The organism is Pseudoalteromonas sp. KJ63-1, from assembly GCF_055808145.1.
This window is the reverse complement of record NZ_CM147855.1, coordinates 612,837-634,533: the sequence shown is the minus strand read 5'-3', so window position 1 is coordinate 634,533 and position 21,697 is coordinate 612,837. Positions and strand designations below refer to the sequence as shown.

Sequence of the window (21,697 nt, the reverse complement as noted above, 5' to 3'; positions counted from 1 at the left end):
CTTATCAGTATGTTTATTTGTCATTCACCACTTTGCGTACAACCGGCTCAAGGCTTGCCATTCCCCATTGCTTCCCGATTTCAATCGCAGACTCTATATCTGTACCTTGCTGATGGGCTGAAATAGCCATTAACGCGCCAACACGGTTACTATTTGCACAATGAACAACCACCGACTCACCTTTAAGTTGCTCTAAAAGATTGGCTAACTGCTTTGCATTATCAGTGTTTACGTCTTTTGCACCCGCAATCTCAATTGCGTGGTAGCTCATTCCTAAAGAGTTGACTAACGCGCCTTCATCCCAGTCTTGCTCATCTGCTGCACGCAAATTAATAACATGCTTCACCTTGGCTTTCGATAGTTGCTTAAACTGCTCTTTAGTCGGTTGCGCTGCTGAAAAAACCAGGTTGTTATGTGCGGCAAAGTTTTTAATGTTAGCGTTATTTACCACATCTGTAGCTACTGGCTGCTCGCTCGCTATCACAGTTGAAACAGCAATGGCTGCAATAAATACACTAGTGCAGAGTTGTTTTATTAATTTCATACTATCCCCTCAAAGTAACTCATTCTAATTTTAAAAATGCGTTTTTAATTGCTCTACCTGCTCATTAGTATAAGGGACACTTGGAAACTTGCCCCATACCGGCGCAGGCCATGCAATATCTGTTTTAAAACGCGCTATATGATGAATATGTAATTGCGGTACCATATTACCAAGCGCGGCCACATTTAACTTATCAGGATTAAACACCTCAATTAATAAATGGCTGAGCTTAGCCGACTCTTGTAAGTAAGTGATTTGTTGCTGCTCAGTTAAATCAATAATCTCTTTTAAGCCTGCAACCCTTGGGACTAATACAAACCATGGATATTGGCTGTCGTTTAATAGTAATACCTTACAAAGAGGCCAATCGGCCAGTTCAATACAATCTCTTGTCAGCTCTTGGGCTAAGGTAAATGATGTTTCGCGCATGTTAAATCCTTAGGTTATTTTACTTTACACTTTATAGCATTTAGTTGCAGTTGCACACGCTTGTGCTTTACCATCGGGGATAATTTTATGTAAGTAAAGGCAATCCTGTGTTAAAAAAACTAAAACACCTCTCACTGGCAATCCCCCTAATGGCGGGCGCGTTAAGCGCTCAAGCAAAGCCGTTAACGCTTGAGCGTATATTTGATGATCCGAGCTTAGCTGGAAAGTCTCCAGTACAACTTAAATTTTCTCCCGACGGCAGCCGTGTCACCTACTTACAAGGTAAAACAGATGACTATAACCGCTACGATTTATGGGAATATAATTTAAAAGACAATACCAATCGATTACTTGTTGATTCAGCGCAGTTATTTTCAGGCCCAGAAAACCTGTCAGATGAAGAAAAAGCACGCCGTGAACGCCAACGTATTTTTGGTAAAGGTATTCTTGAATATAAATGGTCAAAAGATGGTAAAGCACTGCTATTTCCTCTAAATGGCGACCTTTATTATTTCGACTTAAACACAAAAAATAGTAAAAAACTGACTAACACTGAAGCATTTGAAACCGATGCGCGCTTTTCTCCAAAAGGGAATTTTGTATCCTTTGTTCGTGAGCAGAATCTCTACGCACTAGAACTGGCATCTGGCAAAGAAATTCAGTTAAGTAAAGATGGCGGTGGCGTTATTAAAAACGGCATGGCCGAATTTGTGGCGCAAGAAGAAATGAGTCGCATGACCGGTTATTGGTGGGCAAATGATGAATCTAAAATAGCCTTCACTCGCGTTGATGAAAGCCCTGTTCAAGAAGCACTTCGTAACGAAATTTATGCTGATGAAGTAAAGCTATTTAATCAGCGTTACCCATTTACTGGCACTAACAATGTTGACATTCAACTTGGTGTTGTAAAACTTAATGACCAAGCAGTTGACTGGGTTGACTTAGGTGAAAATAAAGATATTTATATCGCTCGAGCGAAATGGCTGAACGACAGTAACACCCTGTCTTACCAATGGCAAAACCGTTCTCAGCACAATTTAGAATTACGCTTTTACAACAGTAAAACGAAACAGCAAACCGTCGCATTAACTGAAAAAAGCGATACCTGGATAAACCTACATTTTGATCTTGAGTTTTTAAAAGATAAAAAACATTTTGTGTGGGCCTCGGAGCGAGATGGATTTAAGCACCTTTATTTGTATGCTAATAATGGCCAACTTATTCGTCAAATAACTACTGGTGACTGGGTTGTTGATAGCTTGAAAGGCGTAGATGAAAAAAATGGTATAGTTTACTTTGCAGCGCGTAAAGATACTGCGCTTGAAAGTCACTTATACAGTGCGCCTTTATTTAAAAAAGGGGCAATTAAGCGCATTACTGAAAAAGGCCAATACCACAATGTTGTACTGGCAAAAGATAACAAAACCTTCATTGACACTAGTTCATCGGTGAATAAGCCAAATTCAGCAGCGCTGCGCAAAATCAATGGAGAGTTTATTACGTGGCTTGAAGAGAATAAACTAGACGACTCTCACCCACTAACTCCCTTTTTAACCGATTTAGCAAAGCCTGAGTACGGCACTATTACCGCTGAAGATGGCCAAGTTATGCATTACCGTTTATTTAAACCAGCAAACATGGCTAAAGGTAAAAAGCATCCGGTTATTGTTAACGTGTACGGCGGCCCTCATGCTCAGCGAGTCACTAATAGCTGGCGTAGTAAAAACTTATATTTGCAATATATGGCGCAACAAGGTTATGTTATTTTTCAACTAGATAACCGTGGCTCTTACAATCGTGGTAAAAAGTTTGAAGATGCAATATATAAAAAGTTAGGTGTTGTTGAAGTAGCTGATCAGATTAAAGGCGTTGAGTTTTTACGTACCCTTGACTACGTAGACCCTGCACGCATTGGTATATACGGCCACAGCTATGGTGGTTATATGGCGCTAATGACCATGTTTAAAGCAGGCGACTACTTTAGTGCTGGTGTTTCAGGCGCACCAGTAACTGACTGGGCCTTGTACGATACTCACTACACCGAGCGTTATTTGGGTCACCCTGATACAAATGCGCAAGGTTATACCGACAGTGCTGTTTTCCCATATGCTGAAGGTCTGAAAGGCCCATTAATGATTTACCATGGTATGGCCGATGACAACGTGTTGTTTACTCATGCAACTAAATTGTTTAAACAGCTGCAAGATAACAATCAACAGTTTGAAATGATGACTTACCCAGGCTCAAAACATAGTCTTCGCGGTAAACAAGTTCAAACTCATTTACATCAAACAATTACTAACTTCTTTAACCGTAATTTTAATACAAATTAACTAACATTAGGTTAATTATTCGACTAAAGGCTGATAAAAATATCAGCCTTTTTTTATGCAAATAAGATATATTAAAACGTCAACACACAATAATTAAATCCATCTTAAGCACGGGTAACTAAAAGTCTAAGCTTCAGCGTCCAACTGTTATTGTATTTAAACTAAACGCTAAAACGAAATATAAGAACTACAATATTATGAAAATAAAGCTCTCTTAGCCTATATTTTAACTATGCTTATTGAAGAAAAATAATGATCTGATACAGGAACATATTTATGCCAAACCTCCGTCGTTTTACTATATTTCAACGTCTAGCCATTTTAGTGGGGATTGTAATATTGGGTTTAATTGTATTGAGTATTTCGAGTTTGAGTAATCAATACCAAGCGCTCAAAAACGAGCAATACCTTAAAACTAAAAATGTAGTAGAAACTGCATATAGCACTATTAAGCACTATGCAGCCCTTGAACAAAACCAAACTCTCACTCGCCAACAAGCACAATCTCAAGCAATCGCCTCAATCCGTTCATTGCGCTACGATGATACTAACTATTTTTGGATCAATAATTACCAGCCAGCCATGGTAATGCACCCAATTAAACCAGCTCTTGAGGGAAAAGATTTAACTAATAACAAAGACCCTGATGGCACCCCCCTATTTGTTGAGATGGTTAGCGTTGTAAAACAATCCGGCGAAGGTTATGTGCCTTATAAATGGCCAAAACCAGGTAACGACAACCCCGTAGACAAAATTGCGTTTGTGAAAGGCTTTGATCAATGGCAATGGATAATCGGCTCAGGTGTGTACCTTGATACCATAGACAGTGCCTTTTCGCAGCAACGCACTATCATCATTATCAACGTTGTTATTATGATTATTGTGGTGGTGTTATTTAGCTACTTTATTGGCCGAAGCATTTTAACGCCGACTCGTTTAGCAGCGCAGATGATGAAAGATATCTCTCAAGGTGAGGGGGATTTAACCCGTAGCCTAAATGAAAATGGTAATGATGAAATATCTCAACTTTCGCGGTCATTTAATTTATTTGTCTCTAAAATTAGGGAGTCTTTAGTGTTGGTTGCCAAAAGCGCAAACGATGTAAACGAGCATGCCCATGCTGTGGATGATTCTAGCAAAACCAGCCAATCATTCATTGAACTTCAAAACGACAGCTCAACCCAAGTAGCTGCTGCAATGGAGGAAATGACTCATCAAATTCATGATGTTAGCCGTAATGCCGAAGCCGCTGAACAAGCCGCAAATGATACTGCCAGTAATGCATCAACGGGTAAAGATGTGGTATCTAAAACGATTACCGCCATTGAAACCCTCTCGAGTAATATAGAAACCGTAAGCAAAGTAACCGCTGATCTTGCTCAAGAAAGTAATAATATAGGTTCAGTGCTTGATGTAATAAGAAGTATTGCAGAGCAAACTAACCTGTTGGCACTCAATGCAGCCATTGAGGCTGCACGGGCAGGTGAGCATGGTAGAGGCTTTGCCGTCGTAGCCGATGAAGTAAGAACCTTAGCAAGTCGAACGGGTAAAAGCACTGATGAAATTCAAGCCATGATCGCCAAACTGCAAGAAGGCGCTAAAGCCGCAGTTGAGGCGGTAAAATCTAGCCAAGAGATTTCTATTTCTACGGTTGAACAAGCCTCTTTGGCAAATACATCACTGGATGAAATAGACAGATTAGTATCGGTGATCACCGATATGAACGGCCAAATTGCAAGAGCAACAGAGCAGCAAACATCAGCCGCTGACGAGGTTAATTTAAGAATTAACGACCTCTCGCAATCAACTGAGCAGTCATTGGGTAATACTAAGGATTTAACCCTTGCCAGCGACAAACTCAAACAAAGCAGTGTTGAATTATCTAGCGTGGTATCGCGCTTTAAGCTGAGTTAACCTGGATTCCGGATAATAAATCTATCTTAAGCAGCTATTTTCAGCGCTAACTGCGTTGAATTTACTTGCAATAGGCTAGCTATTGACGCGTAATTTCGCCTTGTTTTCACTGAAAATCTCTAGCTAAAGAAAATTAAGCATAAATATCATTTTGATTCAATGCGTTAGTAAATATCTTAACCAGAGTTTAGGTTAATTAATACCTTTCACCAATTAAAAAGCCCTGATTTTCAGGGCTTTTTAGACTTATTTATAGAGAATTATAAACAGTAGCGGGCAAATAAACTACTTACTGAGGCCGCAGTTGGTTTACCATGTTGCCAATCACCACCTTCAACACCACTACCGGCAATATCCATATGCACATAAGGAAGTGGTAAAGTAGACTCGTTACCATGCTTATCTAACCCGCCTACTACAGCTAAAAATGCCATAGGGAATTGATGGCCGCGCGCTGTGACGGCAGAAGCCGCATTATTACTAGAAAGCACATCATCGGCTAAAGTACGTGGTTTTATAAAGTCATAATCTTCACGACGTGAACGTGATACTTCAGCACCGTCAGCCCATAAATCACCACAATCAGCTAATTGACGTGAAATATTAGCACTACGTGCTGGCCCATTTTCTACATAAGCACCATATGGTCCCATCGCACGTGCAGCATGCCCTGTTAAAGTAGCCACAGTAAACAGCGTTGGGTTTATTTCGTTTACAGCCAAATCTTTCATTTCACTAAGTAAATCACCCATCGCTAGACGCCCTTCGGCATCAGTGTTACCAATGCGCACTCGCACACCTTCACGGCTAGTAATAATTTCATCAGGAACAAAACAATCTGAACCAATTGAGTTACGTACCACTGCTAAAAAAGCAATCACTTTAACGCCTTTAGGTTGGTAATCAGAAACTGCTTTCATAAATCCAGCCACAGAAGCCGCACCACCTTTATCTCGGCTCATACCTGCCATGTAGCCGCCTACTTTTAAATCTGCACCGCCTGTGTCATAAACTAAGCCTTTACCTACAAACATCAGTGTGCGCGTTATTTCACCCTCTGGTACATACTCAAGTTTAACAACGCGTGGATGATGACGCTCTACTGCATAAGATGCACGAGCAACAGTACTTAGCATCGGATAGTGTTTATCAATGGCAGCCAAGTCATCAATCACATCAACGTTCACTGCGCTATTATTAAATAGTTCGCTACAGTAATCAGCAAAGCGTGGTGGTGCCATACGTTCAGGCTCGGTACCACATAAATCACGTGCAGCATATTGTCCAGCTGCTAATGCATTGACTGCTTTAATCGTTTGCTCATTGGCATCAACTAAACCGATTTGAGTAATTGGCTCAATACCATGACCATGAAATTCACGCGCTTCCAAAGGCTGCCATAATGCTTGGCATGCGCCTAAATAGGCCACTTCTAGCGCGTATTGGTAACGGCTGTCGGTATTTAAAGCGGGTAAGTAAATAGCAGGGTTAACACTGCCTGACGCTTTAGCCTCATTAATGGCTAATTTAGCCGCATCAAAATAGCGACGTACATCATCATAATCTCTATTTAAAGGGCCTGTAGGGGCTATCACAACACGTTTACCGGCAATTACTAGCAAGGTAACTTGATTACCTATGCGAGAGTCTACTTGAGCTTGATTTAAAATTGCATCGCGCAGAGGCGTATTTGGTAAATGAGAAAAGTCATCGCTGATAATAATTAGTGCATCGTGTGATGCACAATCTAGGCTTGCACTAACTGGCTGAGCCAGCACTGCTTTTGGATATGCCATAAAAAAGGATCCTGTTAGAAAACGTAGCCCCTATTATTATTTATTTAGCAATTTATAACCAGTAAACTGCGGTAATCTGCATACTTACTGGCAACCTAGAGTTACAGCTTTTACAGGTCTAAAATACTTAGCTGTAAATTATGCTCTGGTTGATTTTTAATGCCAACACCAATTCCTAATAAACGCACAGGTTGTTGTAATCCGCGTTGATAGGCTTTGGCGAGTAACTCTTTAAAAATAGCCGTGTTTAATTGATGATTCGCTTGATCTGCTGAGGTCACAACAAAATTAGCAAATTTAACTTTAACACTTAACTTGTTAATTTTATTTTGCAGCTGTTGTTTGTTTAATCTAACCTCGAGCTCATCTAACAGTTGCGGTAATTGCTCCAAGCACTCATCAAGACTATTTTTGTTGTATTCATAAGTATGCTCCACGCTCAATGACTTACGAATCCGTTCAGTTGAAACCCGCCCTATATGCTCCCCCATACATTTTTGATATAACGACACGCCAAAATTTCCCACATGTTGCTGCATCCAATTAGCCCCTTTTTCGCGAACATCTAGGCCCGTGTACAACCCTTTTAAATTAAGCTTTTCCAAGGTTACTTTACCCACGCCTGGAATTTTACCTAGTGGTAATTGGGCTAAAAACGAGTCAACTTGCTCAGGCAATACTACAAATTGGCCATTGGGCTTATTTTCATCGCTAGCAATTTTGGCTATAAATTTAATTGGCGCAATCCCCGCAGAAGCGGTCAGCCCTGTGGTATTAAAAATATCGGTGCGGATCTGCTCAGCAATTAACGTTGCACTGCCTTTAAATGCAGTACAGTGGGTCACATCTAAATATGCTTCATCAAGTGAAAGAGGTTCAACAAGGTCAGTGTAGCGGTTAAATATAGCGCGGATTTGAGTTGATACTTGTTTATAAACAGCCATTCTTCCGGGCACAATAACTAAATCAGGGCAAAGTTGTTTGGCATGGTAGTTAGACATAGCAGAGCGCACCCCATACTCTCTAGCAAGGTAGTTAGCGGTAGAGAGCACTCCACGACGGCTATTACCGCCAATTGCCAGCGGTACATTTGCAAGTTTGGGGTTGTCGCGCATTTCAACTGCTGCATAAAAGCAGTCCATGTCTATATGAATAAACTTTTTCATCACACAATAACAACTGTTTATCTATACAGTCATTATTGTGGAATCTCTACTAATTAGCAAGCTTGTTGTTATTTAAAAAGAGCGACTATTTTTCTTGGGCTTATTAAAGCAATACATCCAAAATAGTACTTCTAAAGAAAAGCCTAGTAAAATCAAAATAATCGCTCCTGCCTCATTACCCATAGCGTAACAAGTGAACGAAGCTATAAAAACAGTGCATGCCAATAACCAATTAATTATATTCTGCATCGTTATCTCCTTGTGTATTAATAGTCACTATAGTCATGAATTCAAAGAGGTACAATTTTAGCCCTAGAATTTTTGCAAACTATAATTCCCTTGAGCTCATCCGACCATGTTGCTAATCTAAATACTTTAAAACTAAGAGCTATAAATACATGGAAACGTTTAAACAACAACACCCTATTCATACCGACATTACTGTAGCGTGGGGCGATATGGATGCCCTACAGCATGTTAATAACTGTGTTTACCTTCGTTATTTTGAAATAGCCAGAATCGATTTTTTAAATAAATTAAATTTATTTGATACTATCAATGCAAAAGCCACTGGCCCTGTGATCAGTGAAAATAATATTCGCTATAAACGCCCTGTAACGTTTCCTGATACATTAAGCGTAGGTATTACTATTAGTGATATTAAGTCAGACAGATTTATAATGAATTACAGTGTATTTAGCCATGCGCAAAATGCGATAACTACCACTGGCATGTCAAAAGTGGTGATGTTTGACTTTAAAACAGGGCAAAAAGCAACGATCACAGAACCTTTGCTATCGGCTTTAAAAGCAAACTCAGAAAACAAATAATTAGGATTAGTAATGCAATATAGTCAATTAGGCAGTAGTGATGTTAGTGTTTCGAGAGTCTGTTTAGGTAGTATGACTTGGGGAGTACAAAATACCCAGCATGATGCTGATGAGCAAATAGCCTATGCCATTGAACGTGGTGTTAACTTTATTGATACGGCAGAAATGTACGCAGTTCCACCCACGCCTGAAACTTATGGTAAAACTGAGGAAATTATAGGGAATTGGGTTGCACGTAATCCACACAAACGAAAAGACATTGTTATTGCAACTAAAATTGCAGGTAATGGGCTTTCATGGATCCGTGATGGCAGTGATATTACTCGCCAAGCTGTTATTGATGCCGTTGATCAGTCTCTAAAGCGCTTACAAACCGACTATATTGACTTATACCAATTACATTGGCCAAATCGTCGCACTCCTCATTTTGCAAGGCAATGGCCTGGCATGCTTAAATTTACTGAGGTCGATGCAAAACAACACACCGCTGACATGCTTGATATTTTAGAGGGTTTAGATGCGTGTGTTAAAGCGGGTAAAATTAAACACTGTGGACTTTCTGACGATACGCCATGGGGGATTAGCCAATTTTTAAATTTAGCTAAAGAGCACAACTTACCAAAAATGGTGTCTATTCAAAATGAGTTTAGTTTAGCGCATGCGAAAGATTGGCCTTATTTAATAGAGCAATGTGTGCATGAAGATATTGCTTATTTACCTTGGTCACCTTTAGCTGCTGGACTATTAACGGGTAAATACCTAAATGGAGCGCGCCCTGAAGGCTCTCGTTGGACATTTATGCAGCGTAACGGTATTTTTAGAGATACGCCACAATCACAAAAGGCGACCAAAGAGTATGTTGAACTTGCCCATGAGCACAACATGACAGCGGCACAATTAGCGTTAGCCTGGTGTAATCAAGTGGATGGCGTTACCTCATCTATTATTGGTGCCACTACTATGACGCAGCTAAAAGAAGACATTGATGCGTTTGAGTTAGCTCTCAATGATGATGCATTATCAGCAATTGATACCATATTTAGAAATAACCCAATGCCATACTAGGGGCAATTTAATCACCGCACGAGATCTGCAGCCTGACAGGTTAAAAGAACAGCAAGAAGAAAGTACAATTAGATAATATTGATTCTTTGCTGTTCTTTATGTTTATTTTTTAGCCGCCACCAGTATAATACGCAACAAATTTTCTAGGCGGATCTATTTGTAATGCAATCACTTCGTTTTTTATGTCTTGGCATTTTGGTCACTTTTGCTACTTGCAGTCATAGTAAAACAGCAAAGCCAATAGAAGAAATTTTATGGTTACAAAGTAAGACTCCTCCGTTTCATTTAAGTAAAGAAACAAAACAGCTTGGCTTATGCGATGATTTAACACAGCAGCTAATGCATAATATAAAAGACGTGAAGCACACCCGCTTAGTTTTACCACAAAAGCGAATTAATAAATACATAGATGAGGGTAGAAACGTTTGTTTTCCATGCGCTATTTACAAACGCAGTGCAAATAAACAGTTTTTATATTCATTACCTACAGCGGTTTATCCCCCACATAACATCATAACTACTGTGACAAAAGCACCTCAATTAACCTCTAAGCATGGTAATCCTATCAACTTAGTGGGCTTACTTGCTGATAAAAACTTCACTTATGGTCAAGCTGATGCGCGTCGTTTTTCTGTGCAGATTAACAATATTATTGAAAACTCATTAACTCACTCTAATGTCTCTATGAGCTGGAGCAGTGATAATGAAAGTGGTGTTGTAATGGATCGCTTAAAACACGGCTCTTTAGATTACTCGCTTGATTACCCATTTATCACTAGCCACTTTAGCAAAGGCAATCAATCAAATATTGTAAACCTACCGATTGCCCAAAATAAAAATAAATTAGTTCCAATAGCCGTTGGCTGTGCGACCAATGCCCCAAATAACTTTGCATCTATGGCAATTAAAAAAATTAATCACGCACTAAAAAACAATATTTTAACCTCAGAGCAATACAAAAATAATCAACAATACTGGTTAAATGAACACTTTAGTGACTTTAATAAAGCCTACAATCAGTATGTGCTTAACTTTGACTCACAGACCAATGATGCTCCAATAAACACTGCTGACCAGAATCAGAATAAAGAGCAACTTTAAACTCTCGACCCGCATTCACCATCCCTACGCCTGCAGGCGTGCCGGTCATAATAATATCGCCCTCTTCTAAACCCATAAACTCATTTACCTCTGCCAGAATTTGCGCAGGTTGGTGCAACATTAGCTGGGTTTCTCCGTGCTGAATTACTTTACCATCAATATGTAATTCAAATATAAACGATGTCATTTCTGGCGTTAATTCAATAAAATCACTAAATAGTGCTGACCCGTCGAATGCTTTAGCACGTTCCCACGGCAAGCCCTTTTCTTTTAAACTGCTTTGTAAAGCTCGCTTAGTCAAATCGAGTCCAATCCCTACCCCTGCAAGCTGTTTATTTTTAATCACAAAGCACAATTCAGTTTCATAATGTAATGTATCACCGTTATGGGAAGAGTGTAAGGTATCGGTGATCGCGCTATTAGGTTTATTAAAAATTACCATTTGCTCAGGGTGTTCGTTGTTTAATTCAGCAATATGCGCACTGTAATTGCGCCCCACACAGACTATTTTTGAAGGTTGTATGCTCTGCGAAGCCAGCTTTATATGATTCATTTTCTCACCTGTTAATTACATAACGCATTTAATATTTTGGCATTCTCTCAAATTATTAACGCAAAAGCGAATGCCGTTTTATCATGTTTTTATGACAACTATTGAGCTGAAAACAACCAATTACATAGAATTGAATAAAATAAGGAGGGACTAATTAGGCAGGTTTTTGTACTGCGCTTTTAAAATAAAAAGCAGGTAATCTCAGTACCTGCTTATTAATAGGTTATTGACTACTTACAAGTAACACTACTTTGCTCGGCAGCATTTGCTGTAATAGCCAGCTTAGCAATAGATACATGCCAATCACCTTGCGTGCTTAACTGCCAAGGGGTGAACACTTGTGCTAAATCAACGCCCTGCTCTGCAAAACAACTTAAGTTGATGTTTAATGTTTGCCATTGACCTGATTGCTCAAGGTTATCAGTAATATCAAACTTACCCTGGCAACTTTCGCCACAGCCCATACTAATCCACAGCGGGCTTGATGCCGCTTTGCCTACTTTAATTTGCATTTGCAGCTGGCCATTACTTTCAACGTATGAGCGTAAGTCAGATGGGAATGCCGCGGCTAAATTAACCCCAGCCAACGCTTGACCATTAAAACGAATGGCGCGTGCATCTTCTTGCACTTCTTTGTCAAATGTTTGGATGCTCACAGCACCTAATGACTCGCGGCTACTTGCCACCGTTTTTTGCTGCTCGCCACTTTTTAAAACCAACGACCATGGTGCTTTTATAGCACGTTCAAACAACACTAAGTCATCCAATTGTTCAGTCTGTTGAGTTTGCTCTACCAAGTCATCTTTAAGTACGTTGCTATCACCGTAGGTTAAGCCAAAACCATAAGGGAGTAATGGGCTGTAACCTTCATCGTTGCGGTTTTCATTGTCGATTGGGTTATTCGGCCATGAAAACGATAACTTTCCTTTAAAGTCGTGGTTAATTGAACCGTCTGCATTTTTAAACAATACATCACTAATTGCATCACCTTCACTGCCTGGAAGCCAAATAGCAACAAACGCATCACTGGCATTTAGCTCAGCATTAACCCACATTGGGCGACCGCTAATAAATAATGATACAACAGGAATTCCCGCATCTTTAAACTTTCGCAGTAACGCTAAGTCGCTTTTATTACCGCGCTGATATTCTAGGTTATCAACATCACCATTACCCTCTGCATATGGCTGCTCGCCAAATACAACAATGGCTACATCTGGGCGTGCTTTGTATTCACCTTCAACACTCAGTGCAACGTTACCACCAGCTTGCTCTACAGTATCTTTAATACCTGCATAAATAGAGCTGCCACCAGGGAAGTCACTGTTGGTATTACCTGTACCTTGCCACGTAACACTCCAGCCACCCGACTGCATGCCGATGTTATCAGCCCCTATGCCTGCGACTAATACGTTTGCCTTGGGCGATAATGGCAGTAACTGCTGCTTATTTTTAAGTAATACTAAAGATTCACGTACTGCTTGTTTGGCCACAGCACGGTGATCGTGACTACCAATAATTTCAGTTTTACCAGAAAGAGGACGCTTCGCAGGGCTTGGTTTATCGAATAACCCCGCACGCATTTTAACGCGTAAGATGCGCGTTACCGCATCGTTAATTCTACTGAGTGGGATCTCACCGCTGTTAACTTGGTTAACCAAGTTGCTAAATAGTGGTTTCCACTCATCAGGCGCCATGTACACGTCTAAGCCTGCATTAGCAGCTTGAGCACAGTTACTATTTGAACAGCCTTTAACTTGTCCATGACCATTCCAATCGCCAACAACAAAGCCATCAAAACCCATTTTTTCTTTTAGTACATCGGTTAATAAGTATTTGTTACCGTGAATCTTATCGCCGTGCCAGCTGTTAAACGAAGCCATAACGGTTTGCGCACCTGCACTCAAACCACCTACATAGCCTTGAGCATGAAGCGCAAATAACTCTTCTTCAGAGGCGATGTTATTACCTTGATCGTCGCCATTAACAGTACCACCATCGCCTAAGAAGTGCTTAACGGTACTCACTACTCGCGTGTCTGATAAAAAATCGCCATCAACAGCGCCTTGCAACCCTTTAACAATAGAGGCGGAATACGCTTTCACTATTTCAGGGTCCTCAGAGTACCCTTCGTAAGTACGGCCCCAGCGGTCATCACGCACCACCGCAACAGTAGGTGCAAATACCCAATCTATACCGGTAACCATTACTTCTCGCGCAGTAGCGGCGGCTATTTTTTCAATAAGTGCAGGGTTGTTTGCAGCACCTAAACCAATATTATGCGGAAATAAGGTCGCGCCAATAACATTATTGTGTCCATGTACCGCATCAGTGCCCCACATTGTAGGGATTGTGCTGCCATCAAGGGAGTCATCAATCGATGCTTGATACATCTTTTCTGCTAAATCAACCCAATCTTCAGGGGTTGCATGCTTATTATTGTTTGGAAACGAACCACCGCCATTTAAGTAAGAACCAAAACCATACTTACGCATATCTTCAACCGTGATATTACGGATTTCAGGTTGGATCATTTGCGCTATTTTTTGCTCTAGCGTCATACTCTTTAGCATATCAGCGATTTTTTGCTCCATTTGAGCGTCGCTTTTAATACCCGTTTCGATTGTTGGCCAAATTTCTTTTTTGCTTGTTGTATCACTGACACCATCAGAGGGTTGCGAACAACCGCTGCTGGTTATTGCTGCTAGCATCAGCGCAGTAATTGAAAAAGTGCGTTTAATAATCATAGTATTCACCTAAAACTCAAAGAGGAGTTGACGTTGTTTTTTTGTACCAAACAGCGCGAAATAAGTAATATATAAATAGCAGCCAATGGGCAGAATAAGAGCTAATTGCACACCGATGTTATCAGCTAGCATACCTTGTAATAACGGAATAATGGCACCGCCAACAATCGCTAAACATAAAATACCCGAACCCTGCGAGGTGTATTTACCAAGCCCCTGCAGTGCTAAACTAAAAATAGTAGGAAACATAATAGAGTTACATAATCCAACTAATAAAATAGCCCACATAGCCAGTGACCCTTGACCCGTCATAGCAATTAACACAAGTAAGCCTGCTAAAATACCGTGACAAGCTAATACCTTGGCTGCGTTTAATTTTTGCATAATCGCGGCGCCAGCAAAGCGTCCTATCATTGCACCTGCAAAATAATAGCTAATGTAATGTGCTGCTTGTTGCTCTGGTAAGCCTGCAATATGATCAAGGGTTAAAAAGCCAACTAAAAAACTACCTATGGCCACTTCAGCCCCTACGTAAACAAAAATACCAATCGCACCTAAAATAAGGTGACGATATTTCCATACACTGCCTAAATCAACAAACTCAGTGTCACCTTGGTTTTCTACTTCACTGTCAATTGCTTTACCTAATTTAGGTAACTTTAAAAAAGCAAAAATAATCGCTAATGTTAATAAGCTTGCACTGAGCATTAAATAAGGAAACTTAACTTGTTCTGCTGTAGCTTGACTAATTTCTGACAAAATTAACCAACTACCAAACAATGGCGCAACAGTTGTACCTAAAGAGTTAAAAGCTTGAGTCATAGTTAAGCGCGAAGACGCTGTTTTTGCAGGCCCTAATACGCTTACATAAGGGTTGGCAGAGACTTGTAAAATAGTGATCCCTGAAGCAAGCACAAACAAAGCAAGTAAAAATAGCTCGTAAACATGCGCCTCTGCAGCTGGGTAGAATAGTGCACAACCTATTGCAGCAACAATCAAACCAACGACAATACCAAATTGGTAACCTATTTTACTGACTAATTTTCCTGCAGGAATTGACATAACAAAGTAGGCACCAAAAAACAAAATTGCACCAACATTGCTTGGGTGTAATTAAGGGAAAACATTCCCTTTAAATACGGAATTAAAATATCGTTCAGGCAAGTAAGAAAACCCCACATAAAAAACAGGGTCGTAAGCGATGTTAACGCAAAGGTGTGTGTAGACCCTGGTTTTTGGCTGTTTTCTGCTGCCGGTAGTGGCTGTGTGATATGTGCCATAATATAATCTCTAATTATTTTTTAATTATCAGATTGTTACCTCTATTTTATTGCGTTTAGTAGAATTTAAAATGCAGATAATAGTTGCAACACCAAATGTAAGCGCTTACATTTATAGCATATAGAGAAAATTTATCAATTTATTTACAAAAATATTGTAAGCGCTTACATTGTTGTATTATGCAATTTATATTGCTTAGCTAACTACTGTAAAGCTCATTATTATTTGCAAGCTTAAGGACGTATCTCATTGTGTTTAAAACAATCTCCTTACCAAGCACGTCAGCCCTCTTAAAGCCGCCGTTTATTTTTGGAGTTGCCACGGCCTCTTTTCAAATAGAGGGAAGTTACGATACCCGCCTCCCCTGTATTTGGGATACTTTTTGTAACAAACCAAACACCATTGCTGATAATAGTAACGGCAACCAAGCGTGCGAACACATAGAATATTGGCAACAAGACGTACAAATGATTGCTGATTTAGCTGTAGACGCTTATCGTCTGTCGATTTCTTGGCCACGTGTTTTACACCAAGATGGCAGCTTAAATATTCAAGGTATGGCGTTTTATAAATCGCTACTGCAAGCTTTAAAAGCGCGCAATATTAAAACCTATGTCACTTTATATCATTGGGACTTACCACAACATTTAGAAGACAAGGGTGGCTGGCTAAATCGCGATACCGCGTATCAATTTGCTCATTACACTCATATAGTTACTCAGCAACTAGAGGGCTTAGTTGACTCTTATGCGACCTTAAACGAACCTTTTTGTAGTGCCTACCTAGGATATGAGATAGGGGTACATGCACCAGGCATAAAAAGTCAAAAAGCAGGACGCCAAGCAGCGCACCACTTACTGCTTGCCCATGGACTCGCAATGCAAGTGATACGTAAGAATTGCCCCACGATAGAAGCCGGTATAGTACTTAACTTTAGCCCATCCTATCCGCTTACCACTGCTGATGAACGCGCTGCTAAATTAGCTGATGACTATCATAACCAATGGTATATACGGGCAGTACTAGAGGGCTGTTACCCTGAAGTGATTAATGAGCTTGCAAATGATGCAAAGCCCCATATTAGTGATGGAGATATGGCAATTATTAGCCAAAAGATCGATTTCTTAGGGGTTAATTACTATACTCGTATTCATTACAAAAACACGTCAGATCATTGGTTTAGCGAAGTTCCTTTAGAGAATGTTGCCACCACCGATATGGGATGGGAAATATATCCAAAAGGGTTGTGTGAATTGCTGCTTTCACTAAATGATCGTTACACTTTACCTAAGGTATATATAACAGAGAACGGTGCAGCGATGGCCGATGTACTAACAGACGGTAAAGTAGATGACATACAACGTATCGATTACTACCATAGCCATATTAATGCCGCTCATAATGCAGTTGAGCAAGGTGTTAATGTGCAAGGCTACTTTGCATGGAGTTTAATGGATAATTTTGAATGGGCCTATGGTTATGAAAAGCGCTTTGGGCTAGTCTATGTTGACTACCAAACTCAACAACGCACCTTAAAACAAAGCGCAATTGCATATCGTGATTTTCTTAAACAGCGCCAAAAATAATAACGAGTGGCTTTTATGCTGAGTAAAAAAGAAAAAATAGCTTACGGCCTAGGTGACACGGCCAGTAATATTATTTTTCAAACCGTAATGCTGTTTTTAACTTTTTTCTACACTGATATTTTTGGTATTTCGCCTGCAGTTGTGGGCACCCTTTTTTTAATAGTCAGAGCTATTGATGCAGTAACTGATCCAATAATGGGCGCGCTCACTGATGCCACTCATACTAAATACGGGAGCTACCGACCCTACCTTCTTTGGCTTGCCATCCCTTTTGCCGTTATAAGCGTGATTACTTTTACTACCCCTTCGATAGATGACGGCAACAAAATTATTTACGCATTCGTTACCTACACCCTGCTAATGTTAGTTTACACCGCAATTAATATTCCTTATTCGGCACTTGGCGGCGTATTAAGTGGCAATCCCAACGAACGTGTCTCTATTCAATCATACCGGTTTGTATTTGGCATGTTAGGTGGTTTACTGGTTACAAGCTGCACTTTGCCTTTAGTAACATGGTTTGGCAATGGTAATAACGAAATTGGCTATCAACTCACTATGCTGGTTATGAGTTGCCTCGGTGTGGTGTTGTTTCTAATTTGTTTTCGTTACACCAAAGAGCGGGTGATTAATCCGCCGCATAAATTATCTTTAAAAACACAACTTCACGTTTTATGGCAAAATCAGCCGTTTAAAATCTTGTGTATGGCGGCTCTGGTATTATTGACCAGTATGGTGCTGCGCACGACATTAGCTATTTACTATGTAAAGTATGTGCTTGGCAAAGAAGATTTAATCACCGAATTTGTAACCTTAGGTATGATTGGTAATATTCTAGGCTGCGCCTGCGCACAACCTTTAAGTAAACGCTTTGATAAAAAAGTGGCTTATGTTTATCTACAATATATTTCCGCCATATTGAGCTGCCTTGCTTTTTTTATTCCTAATGAACACGTTTTACTAGCGTTTTTGGTGTATTTTTTATGGTGCTTTTTCACTCAAATGGCAACGCCTTTATTATGGGCAAAAATGGCTGATACTATTGATTACGGAGTCTGGCAAAATGGCCTTCGACTCACCGGTTTAGTTTACGCAAGCATCGTATTTTTTATCAAATTGGGGCTTGCATTAGGCGGAGCGATTGCCGGTTGGTTACTTGCTTATTATCAATATCAAGCCAATGTGGAATTAAGCGAGGCAACTAAAAATGGTATTTTAACCTCATTCACACTTTACCCTGCGATTGGTAGTGTACTTGTGGCATTAATAATGAGTAAATACAGCCTAGACAATAAAACCATTAAAAAAATCACTGCCGATTTAACACAGAAAAGCAATTTGTAGCAAGGAATAGTATGGCCACCATTTATGAAGTGTCAAAGCTTGCAGGGGTGTCACTTGCCACTGTTTCAAGAGTAATGAACAACAATGCAAACGTAAGTGATGCAACCAGAAAAAAAGTCACCTTAGCCATGGAAGAGCTGGGCTACCGCCCTAACTCTATTGCGCAATCACTGGCTTCTAATTGCTCTAATAGCGCGGGCTTGTTAGTTTCAGAGCTTAAGGGTCCATTTTATGGGCCGATGATGAGCGGTATAGAGAACACCTTAAGAAACCAAGGTAAACACGTTATTATTACCGCAGGACACAGTGACGCGGAGCGAGAACAACAAGGCATCGAATTTTTAATTAGCCGTAATTGCGATGCACTTATTTTGCATGTTGAAGCTATTAGTGATGAATACTTAATAAAACTAAGCAAAGGCAAAACTCCGTTTGTTTTGCTAAACCGCTATATTGAAGAGCTCGCCGATCGCTGTATTATCCTTGATAATACCAAAGGCGGTTATTTAGCCACTAAATACATTCTGGAATCAGGCCATAAAGAAATTGCCTATATTAGCGGTCCACTGTGGAAAAAAGATGCTCAAGAGCGCTTAAACGGACATAAACAAGCGCTTGCTGAATACGCCATTGAATTTAATAAAAACAATTTATTTGAAGGTGACTTTGTAGAAGAAAGTGGTTACGAAGGCTTTGCTACACTTTATAAAAATAACCCTGCCTTTACCGCCTTAGTGTGTGCTAATGACGAAATGGCAACCGGTGCCATGGTGAGTGCCAGAGAACACAGTATAAAACTGCCTTCACAGCTTTCCATTATTGGCTACGATAACGTGTTTTTTACCCGTCACGTGTACCCCCCATTAAGTACTATAAATTACCCTATAGACGAAATGGGAAAAGTGGCAGCGCAGTGGGTGCTTAGTCATGTGTATCAAAAAAACATACACTCTATTCAAACGGTATTTGAACCCGAGTTAGTTATACGCCAATCCGTGGTTAAACCTTTAGTATAAAGGGAAGCAAAAAGGGTGTTAAACAAGCTGATTGAGCAATGCTAAATTTATTGGTTTTAGCAATACTTGCTCTATTTCTAGTTGCCTGATATGCACGGCATCAGGCTCCATACCACTAATAATGACGCGCTTAATATCAGGGTAATGCTGCTTAATAAACCCAGCCAGCTCTAAACCGGTTCCATCTGGCAAGTGCATATCAAGCAATACTTTATCGTAATTACTGTTATGCTCAAGCCTTGCTTTACAGTCTTTAACACTTGTTGCTATATCGGTATCTACATCTAAACTTTCTAATAATAGCTGGGTAATTTGCGCGGCATCGGCATCGTCTTCTACTAATAAAAAGCACTTTTTATCATTACCTGGTTTAGGTGTTGGCTGAACCAGCGTAACTGATTGTTCTTTTTGTCCAAGCCTTAACTCTAAACATTGATAGAGTAAGTTCGAATCGACAGGTTTAGCAATCATATCGTCAAAACCTAACGCTTTGAGCTCGTTATGAATGCCTTTCATGGTGGCTGCGGTTAAAGCGATGATAGAACCTTTAAACCCTAGCTTTCTTAGCTCAATAGCGGCTTCTTTTCCGCCCATTACCGGCATGTGGATATCTAAAAATATAATATCGTAGGTAGCTTGCCCGTCTGCTAGACGTTTTTTTACTTTATCGAGTGCTTGCTTGCCATTATCAGCATAATCGACCTCAGCGCCTGCTGAACCAATTAAATGACCAACTAGCACGCGTAAATCGCGCAAATCATCAACTACCAATACTTTGCCGCTCACTTGGCAGGGGGCTACTTTTTGCTGCATATTTGGGGTTAAATCCAGCTTTAATAAATTGCGCTCTACCTGCCTGATATCACCAGGGTATAAGGAGATGGTAAACGTTGAGCCTTTACCTACATGGGAGTCTAATGAAATATCCCCCTGCATCCGACTAAGTAGTTCAGAACAAATTGCTAAGCCCAAGCCTGCACCACCTACTGAGCGCGACTCTACATCAGCTATTTGCTCAAAAGGCTTAAAGATAAGGGCTTGTTTTTCAGGAGCAATGCCTAAACCTGAGTCTTTAATACTAAAAAATAACATTTCACGCTCATCAACCATATCAGTCCACGCATTAACCACAATTTCACCTTGCTCGGTAAATTTAATCGCGTTATTGATCAGGTTAATAAGTATTTGTCGAACTCGAGTAGCATCTACACGAATGACTAATGGTAAAGGCTCCAGTGATTCAAATTTTAGTGATAAGCCTTTATCGAGCGCCGATACTCGCATTAAGGTAAATACGTCAGCCATTAGGCTATCAAGGTTAACCTCTCCTAAACTCAGTTCGAGTTTATCGACAGCAATTTTAGATAAATCCAAAACGTCATTCAGTAAACTTAATAAATGCTTACCATTACGATAAATAACACCAAGCTCGTTTTCAGCCTGCTTATTAAAGTCACTAAGCATCAACAACTCGGTATAACCTAAAATAGAAGATAGTGGTGTGCGCAATTCATGGCTTAAATGTGCTAAAAAGCGATCTTTTGAGCGATTTTCAGCTTCCGCTTTTAAACGCTCTACTCGCTCATCTTCTACATCACGGCGCGCTAATGCGTAGCGAATAGATCGAGCAAACCGGCTACCACTCATTTCGTTTTTAACTAAGTAATCAACCGCTCCGGCATCAAGTGCAGCTGAATCGAGGGCATCGTTTGATTGCCCTGTAAGCATAATAATAGGCCCACAAAAGCCATTTTTAAGCGCTTGTTTTAAAACACTCAAGCCATCAGATGCCCCTAAGCGATAATCAAGCAAGCAAATATCATGTTGATTTTTACTCAACACTTCTACCGCATGCTCAGGAGAGCTTATCCAGTCTATGTCAAACACATGGGAACTGAGCTGCTCTAAATAGTCACGAGTTAAAATGTAATCATCTTCATCGTCTTCAACCAGTAGCAGTTTCGTTGCCTTTGTTAACATAGCGTCTCCTGT

General features: G+C 40.2%; 16 protein-coding genes and 1 pseudogene. 8 read left to right on the top strand and 9 right to left on the bottom strand.

Going from position 1 to position 21,697, the window contains the following annotated elements; translation table 11 throughout:
• Positions 1 to 13: 13 nt before the first annotated feature.
• Positions 14 to 544: a phosphatase domain-containing putative toxin gene (locus AC0L7Q_RS02980; protein WP_409424770.1), complete on the bottom strand. Its 531-nt coding sequence runs from the start codon at positions 542 to 544 to the stop codon at positions 14 to 16.
• A 30-nt stretch (positions 545 to 574) separates the two neighbouring features.
• Positions 575 to 973, bottom strand: coding sequence for an HIT domain-containing protein (locus tag AC0L7Q_RS02975; RefSeq protein ID WP_413401326.1), 399 nt, complete (start codon positions 971 to 973; stop codon positions 575 to 577).
• 107 nt (positions 974 to 1,080) lie between these two features.
• Here AC0L7Q_RS02975 and AC0L7Q_RS02970 point away from each other — a divergent pair, with 107 nt between their 5' ends.
• A complete protein-coding gene (locus AC0L7Q_RS02970) occupies positions 1,081 to 3,306 on the top strand; it encodes a S9 family peptidase (protein ID WP_413401325.1) in 2,226 nt (741 codons plus the stop codon).
• Positions 3,307 to 3,582: 276 nt separating this feature from the next.
• Positions 3,583 to 5,220, top strand: a complete 1,638-nt coding sequence (locus tag AC0L7Q_RS02965; RefSeq protein WP_413401324.1) for a methyl-accepting chemotaxis protein — start codon at positions 3,583 to 3,585, stop codon at positions 5,218 to 5,220.
• A gap of 260 nt (positions 5,221 to 5,480) precedes the next feature.
• Here AC0L7Q_RS02965 and AC0L7Q_RS02960 read toward each other — a convergent pair whose 3' ends face one another.
• The 3 genes from AC0L7Q_RS02960 to AC0L7Q_RS02950 all read right to left on the bottom strand — a co-directional run bounded on the left by AC0L7Q_RS02960 (position 5,481) and on the right by AC0L7Q_RS02950 (position 8,431).
• Positions 5,481 to 7,016, bottom strand: coding sequence for a M17 family metallopeptidase (locus tag AC0L7Q_RS02960; protein ID WP_413401323.1), 1,536 nt, complete (start codon positions 7,014 to 7,016; stop codon positions 5,481 to 5,483).
• Between the two features lie 110 nt (positions 7,017 to 7,126).
• Complete coding sequence (gene dinB, locus AC0L7Q_RS02955) at positions 7,127 to 8,182, bottom strand: DNA polymerase IV (RefSeq protein ID WP_413402931.1); 1,056 nt, start codon at positions 8,180 to 8,182, stop codon at positions 7,127 to 7,129.
• Between the two features lie 72 nt (positions 8,183 to 8,254).
• The gene (locus AC0L7Q_RS02950; RefSeq protein WP_178955181.1) at positions 8,255 to 8,431 is read right to left on the bottom strand and encodes a hypothetical protein; all 177 of its coding nucleotides are present in this window, start codon (positions 8,429 to 8,431) and stop codon (positions 8,255 to 8,257) included.
• Between the two features lie 149 nt (positions 8,432 to 8,580).
• Between AC0L7Q_RS02950 and AC0L7Q_RS02945 the strand changes: the two genes are divergently transcribed.
• The 3 genes from AC0L7Q_RS02945 to AC0L7Q_RS02935 all read left to right on the top strand — a co-directional run bounded on the left by AC0L7Q_RS02945 (position 8,581) and on the right by AC0L7Q_RS02935 (position 11,178).
• Positions 8,581 to 9,012: an acyl-CoA thioesterase gene (locus tag AC0L7Q_RS02945; protein ID WP_413401322.1), complete on the top strand. Its 432-nt coding sequence runs from the start codon at positions 8,581 to 8,583 to the stop codon at positions 9,010 to 9,012.
• A gap of 12 nt (positions 9,013 to 9,024) precedes the next feature.
• Complete coding sequence (locus AC0L7Q_RS02940) at positions 9,025 to 10,077, top strand: aldo/keto reductase (RefSeq protein WP_413401321.1); 1,053 nt, start codon at positions 9,025 to 9,027, stop codon at positions 10,075 to 10,077.
• 162 nt (positions 10,078 to 10,239) lie between these two features.
• Positions 10,240 to 11,178: an ABC transporter substrate-binding protein gene (locus AC0L7Q_RS02935; protein WP_409424763.1), complete on the top strand. Its 939-nt coding sequence runs from the start codon at positions 10,240 to 10,242 to the stop codon at positions 11,176 to 11,178.
• On the opposite strand, the gene AC0L7Q_RS02930 is transcribed toward AC0L7Q_RS02935, so the two are convergent.
• The 3 genes and pseudogenes from AC0L7Q_RS02930 to AC0L7Q_RS02920 form a co-directional block, all read right to left on the bottom strand.
• Complete coding sequence (locus tag AC0L7Q_RS02930; RefSeq protein ID WP_409424762.1) at positions 11,105 to 11,731, bottom strand: fumarylacetoacetate hydrolase family protein; 627 nt, start codon at positions 11,729 to 11,731, stop codon at positions 11,105 to 11,107. The two genes, AC0L7Q_RS02935 and AC0L7Q_RS02930, sit on opposite strands and share 74 nt — an antisense overlap.
• 230 nt (positions 11,732 to 11,961) lie before the next feature.
• Positions 11,962 to 14,478, bottom strand: coding sequence for a glycoside hydrolase family 3 protein (locus AC0L7Q_RS02925; protein ID WP_413401320.1), 2,517 nt, complete (start codon positions 14,476 to 14,478; stop codon positions 11,962 to 11,964).
• Between the two features lie 9 nt (positions 14,479 to 14,487).
• Positions 14,488 to 15,758, bottom strand: a pseudogene (locus tag AC0L7Q_RS02920) (sugar MFS transporter).
• A gap of 252 nt (positions 15,759 to 16,010) precedes the next feature.
• Between AC0L7Q_RS02920 and AC0L7Q_RS02915 the strand changes: the two are divergent.
• The 3 genes from AC0L7Q_RS02915 to AC0L7Q_RS02905 are packed head-to-tail and all read left to right on the top strand — an operon-like array spanning position 16,011 to position 19,705.
• Positions 16,011 to 17,345 (top strand): GH1 family beta-glucosidase, encoded by a 1,335-nt coding sequence (locus AC0L7Q_RS02915; RefSeq protein ID WP_409424760.1) that lies wholly within the window; start codon positions 16,011 to 16,013, stop codon positions 17,343 to 17,345.
• A 15-nt stretch (positions 17,346 to 17,360) separates the two neighbouring features.
• Entirely contained in the window at positions 17,361 to 18,689 is a 1,329-nt protein-coding gene (locus AC0L7Q_RS02910; RefSeq protein ID WP_413401318.1) for a glycoside-pentoside-hexuronide (GPH):cation symporter, read from the top strand.
• 11 nt (positions 18,690 to 18,700) lie between these two features.
• On the top strand, positions 18,701 to 19,705 hold the full coding sequence (locus tag AC0L7Q_RS02905; RefSeq protein WP_409424758.1) for a LacI family DNA-binding transcriptional regulator: 1,005 nt from the start codon (positions 18,701 to 18,703) through the stop codon (positions 19,703 to 19,705).
• Positions 19,706 to 19,723: 18 nt separating this feature from the next.
• Here the strand turns inward: AC0L7Q_RS02905 and AC0L7Q_RS02900 are convergent, their stop codons facing one another.
• On the bottom strand, positions 19,724 to 21,685 hold the full coding sequence (locus tag AC0L7Q_RS02900; RefSeq protein WP_413401317.1) for an ATP-binding response regulator: 1,962 nt from the start codon (positions 21,683 to 21,685) through the stop codon (positions 19,724 to 19,726).
• Between the last annotated feature and the right edge of the window lie 12 nt (positions 21,686 to 21,697).

Excerpts from the sequence above, each read along its gene's own strand:
- AC0L7Q_RS02980 (WP_409424770.1), bottom strand. The coding sequence starts at position 544 with ATGAAATTAATAAAACAACTCTGCACTAGTGTATTTATTGCAGCCATT.
- AC0L7Q_RS02975 (WP_413401326.1), bottom strand. The coding sequence starts at position 973 with ATGCGCGAAACATCATTTACCTTAGCCCAAGAGCTGACAAGAGATTGT.
- AC0L7Q_RS02965 (WP_413401324.1), top strand. The coding sequence starts at position 3,583 with ATGCCAAACCTCCGTCGTTTTACTATATTTCAACGTCTAGCCATTTTA.
- AC0L7Q_RS02960 (WP_413401323.1), bottom strand. The coding sequence starts at position 7,016 with ATGGCATATCCAAAAGCAGTGCTGGCTCAGCCAGTTAGTGCAAGCCTA.
- dinB (WP_413402931.1), bottom strand. The coding sequence starts at position 8,182 with ATGAAAAAGTTTATTCATATAGACATGGACTGCTTTTATGCAGCAGTT.
- AC0L7Q_RS02950 (WP_178955181.1), bottom strand. The coding sequence starts at position 8,431 with ATGCAGAATATAATTAATTGGTTATTGGCATGCACTGTTTTTATAGCT.
- AC0L7Q_RS02945 (WP_413401322.1), top strand. The coding sequence starts at position 8,581 with ATGGAAACGTTTAAACAACAACACCCTATTCATACCGACATTACTGTA.
- AC0L7Q_RS02940 (WP_413401321.1), top strand. The coding sequence starts at position 9,025 with ATGCAATATAGTCAATTAGGCAGTAGTGATGTTAGTGTTTCGAGAGTC.
- AC0L7Q_RS02935 (WP_409424763.1), top strand. The coding sequence starts at position 10,240 with ATGCAATCACTTCGTTTTTTATGTCTTGGCATTTTGGTCACTTTTGCT.
- AC0L7Q_RS02930 (WP_409424762.1), bottom strand. The coding sequence starts at position 11,731 with ATGAATCATATAAAGCTGGCTTCGCAGAGCATACAACCTTCAAAAATA.
- AC0L7Q_RS02925 (WP_413401320.1), bottom strand. The coding sequence starts at position 14,478 with ATGATTATTAAACGCACTTTTTCAATTACTGCGCTGATGCTAGCAGCA.
- AC0L7Q_RS02910 (WP_413401318.1), top strand. The coding sequence starts at position 17,361 with ATGCTGAGTAAAAAAGAAAAAATAGCTTACGGCCTAGGTGACACGGCC.
- AC0L7Q_RS02905 (WP_409424758.1), top strand. The coding sequence starts at position 18,701 with ATGGCCACCATTTATGAAGTGTCAAAGCTTGCAGGGGTGTCACTTGCC.
- AC0L7Q_RS02900 (WP_413401317.1), bottom strand. The coding sequence starts at position 21,685 with ATGTTAACAAAGGCAACGAAACTGCTACTGGTTGAAGACGATGAAGAT.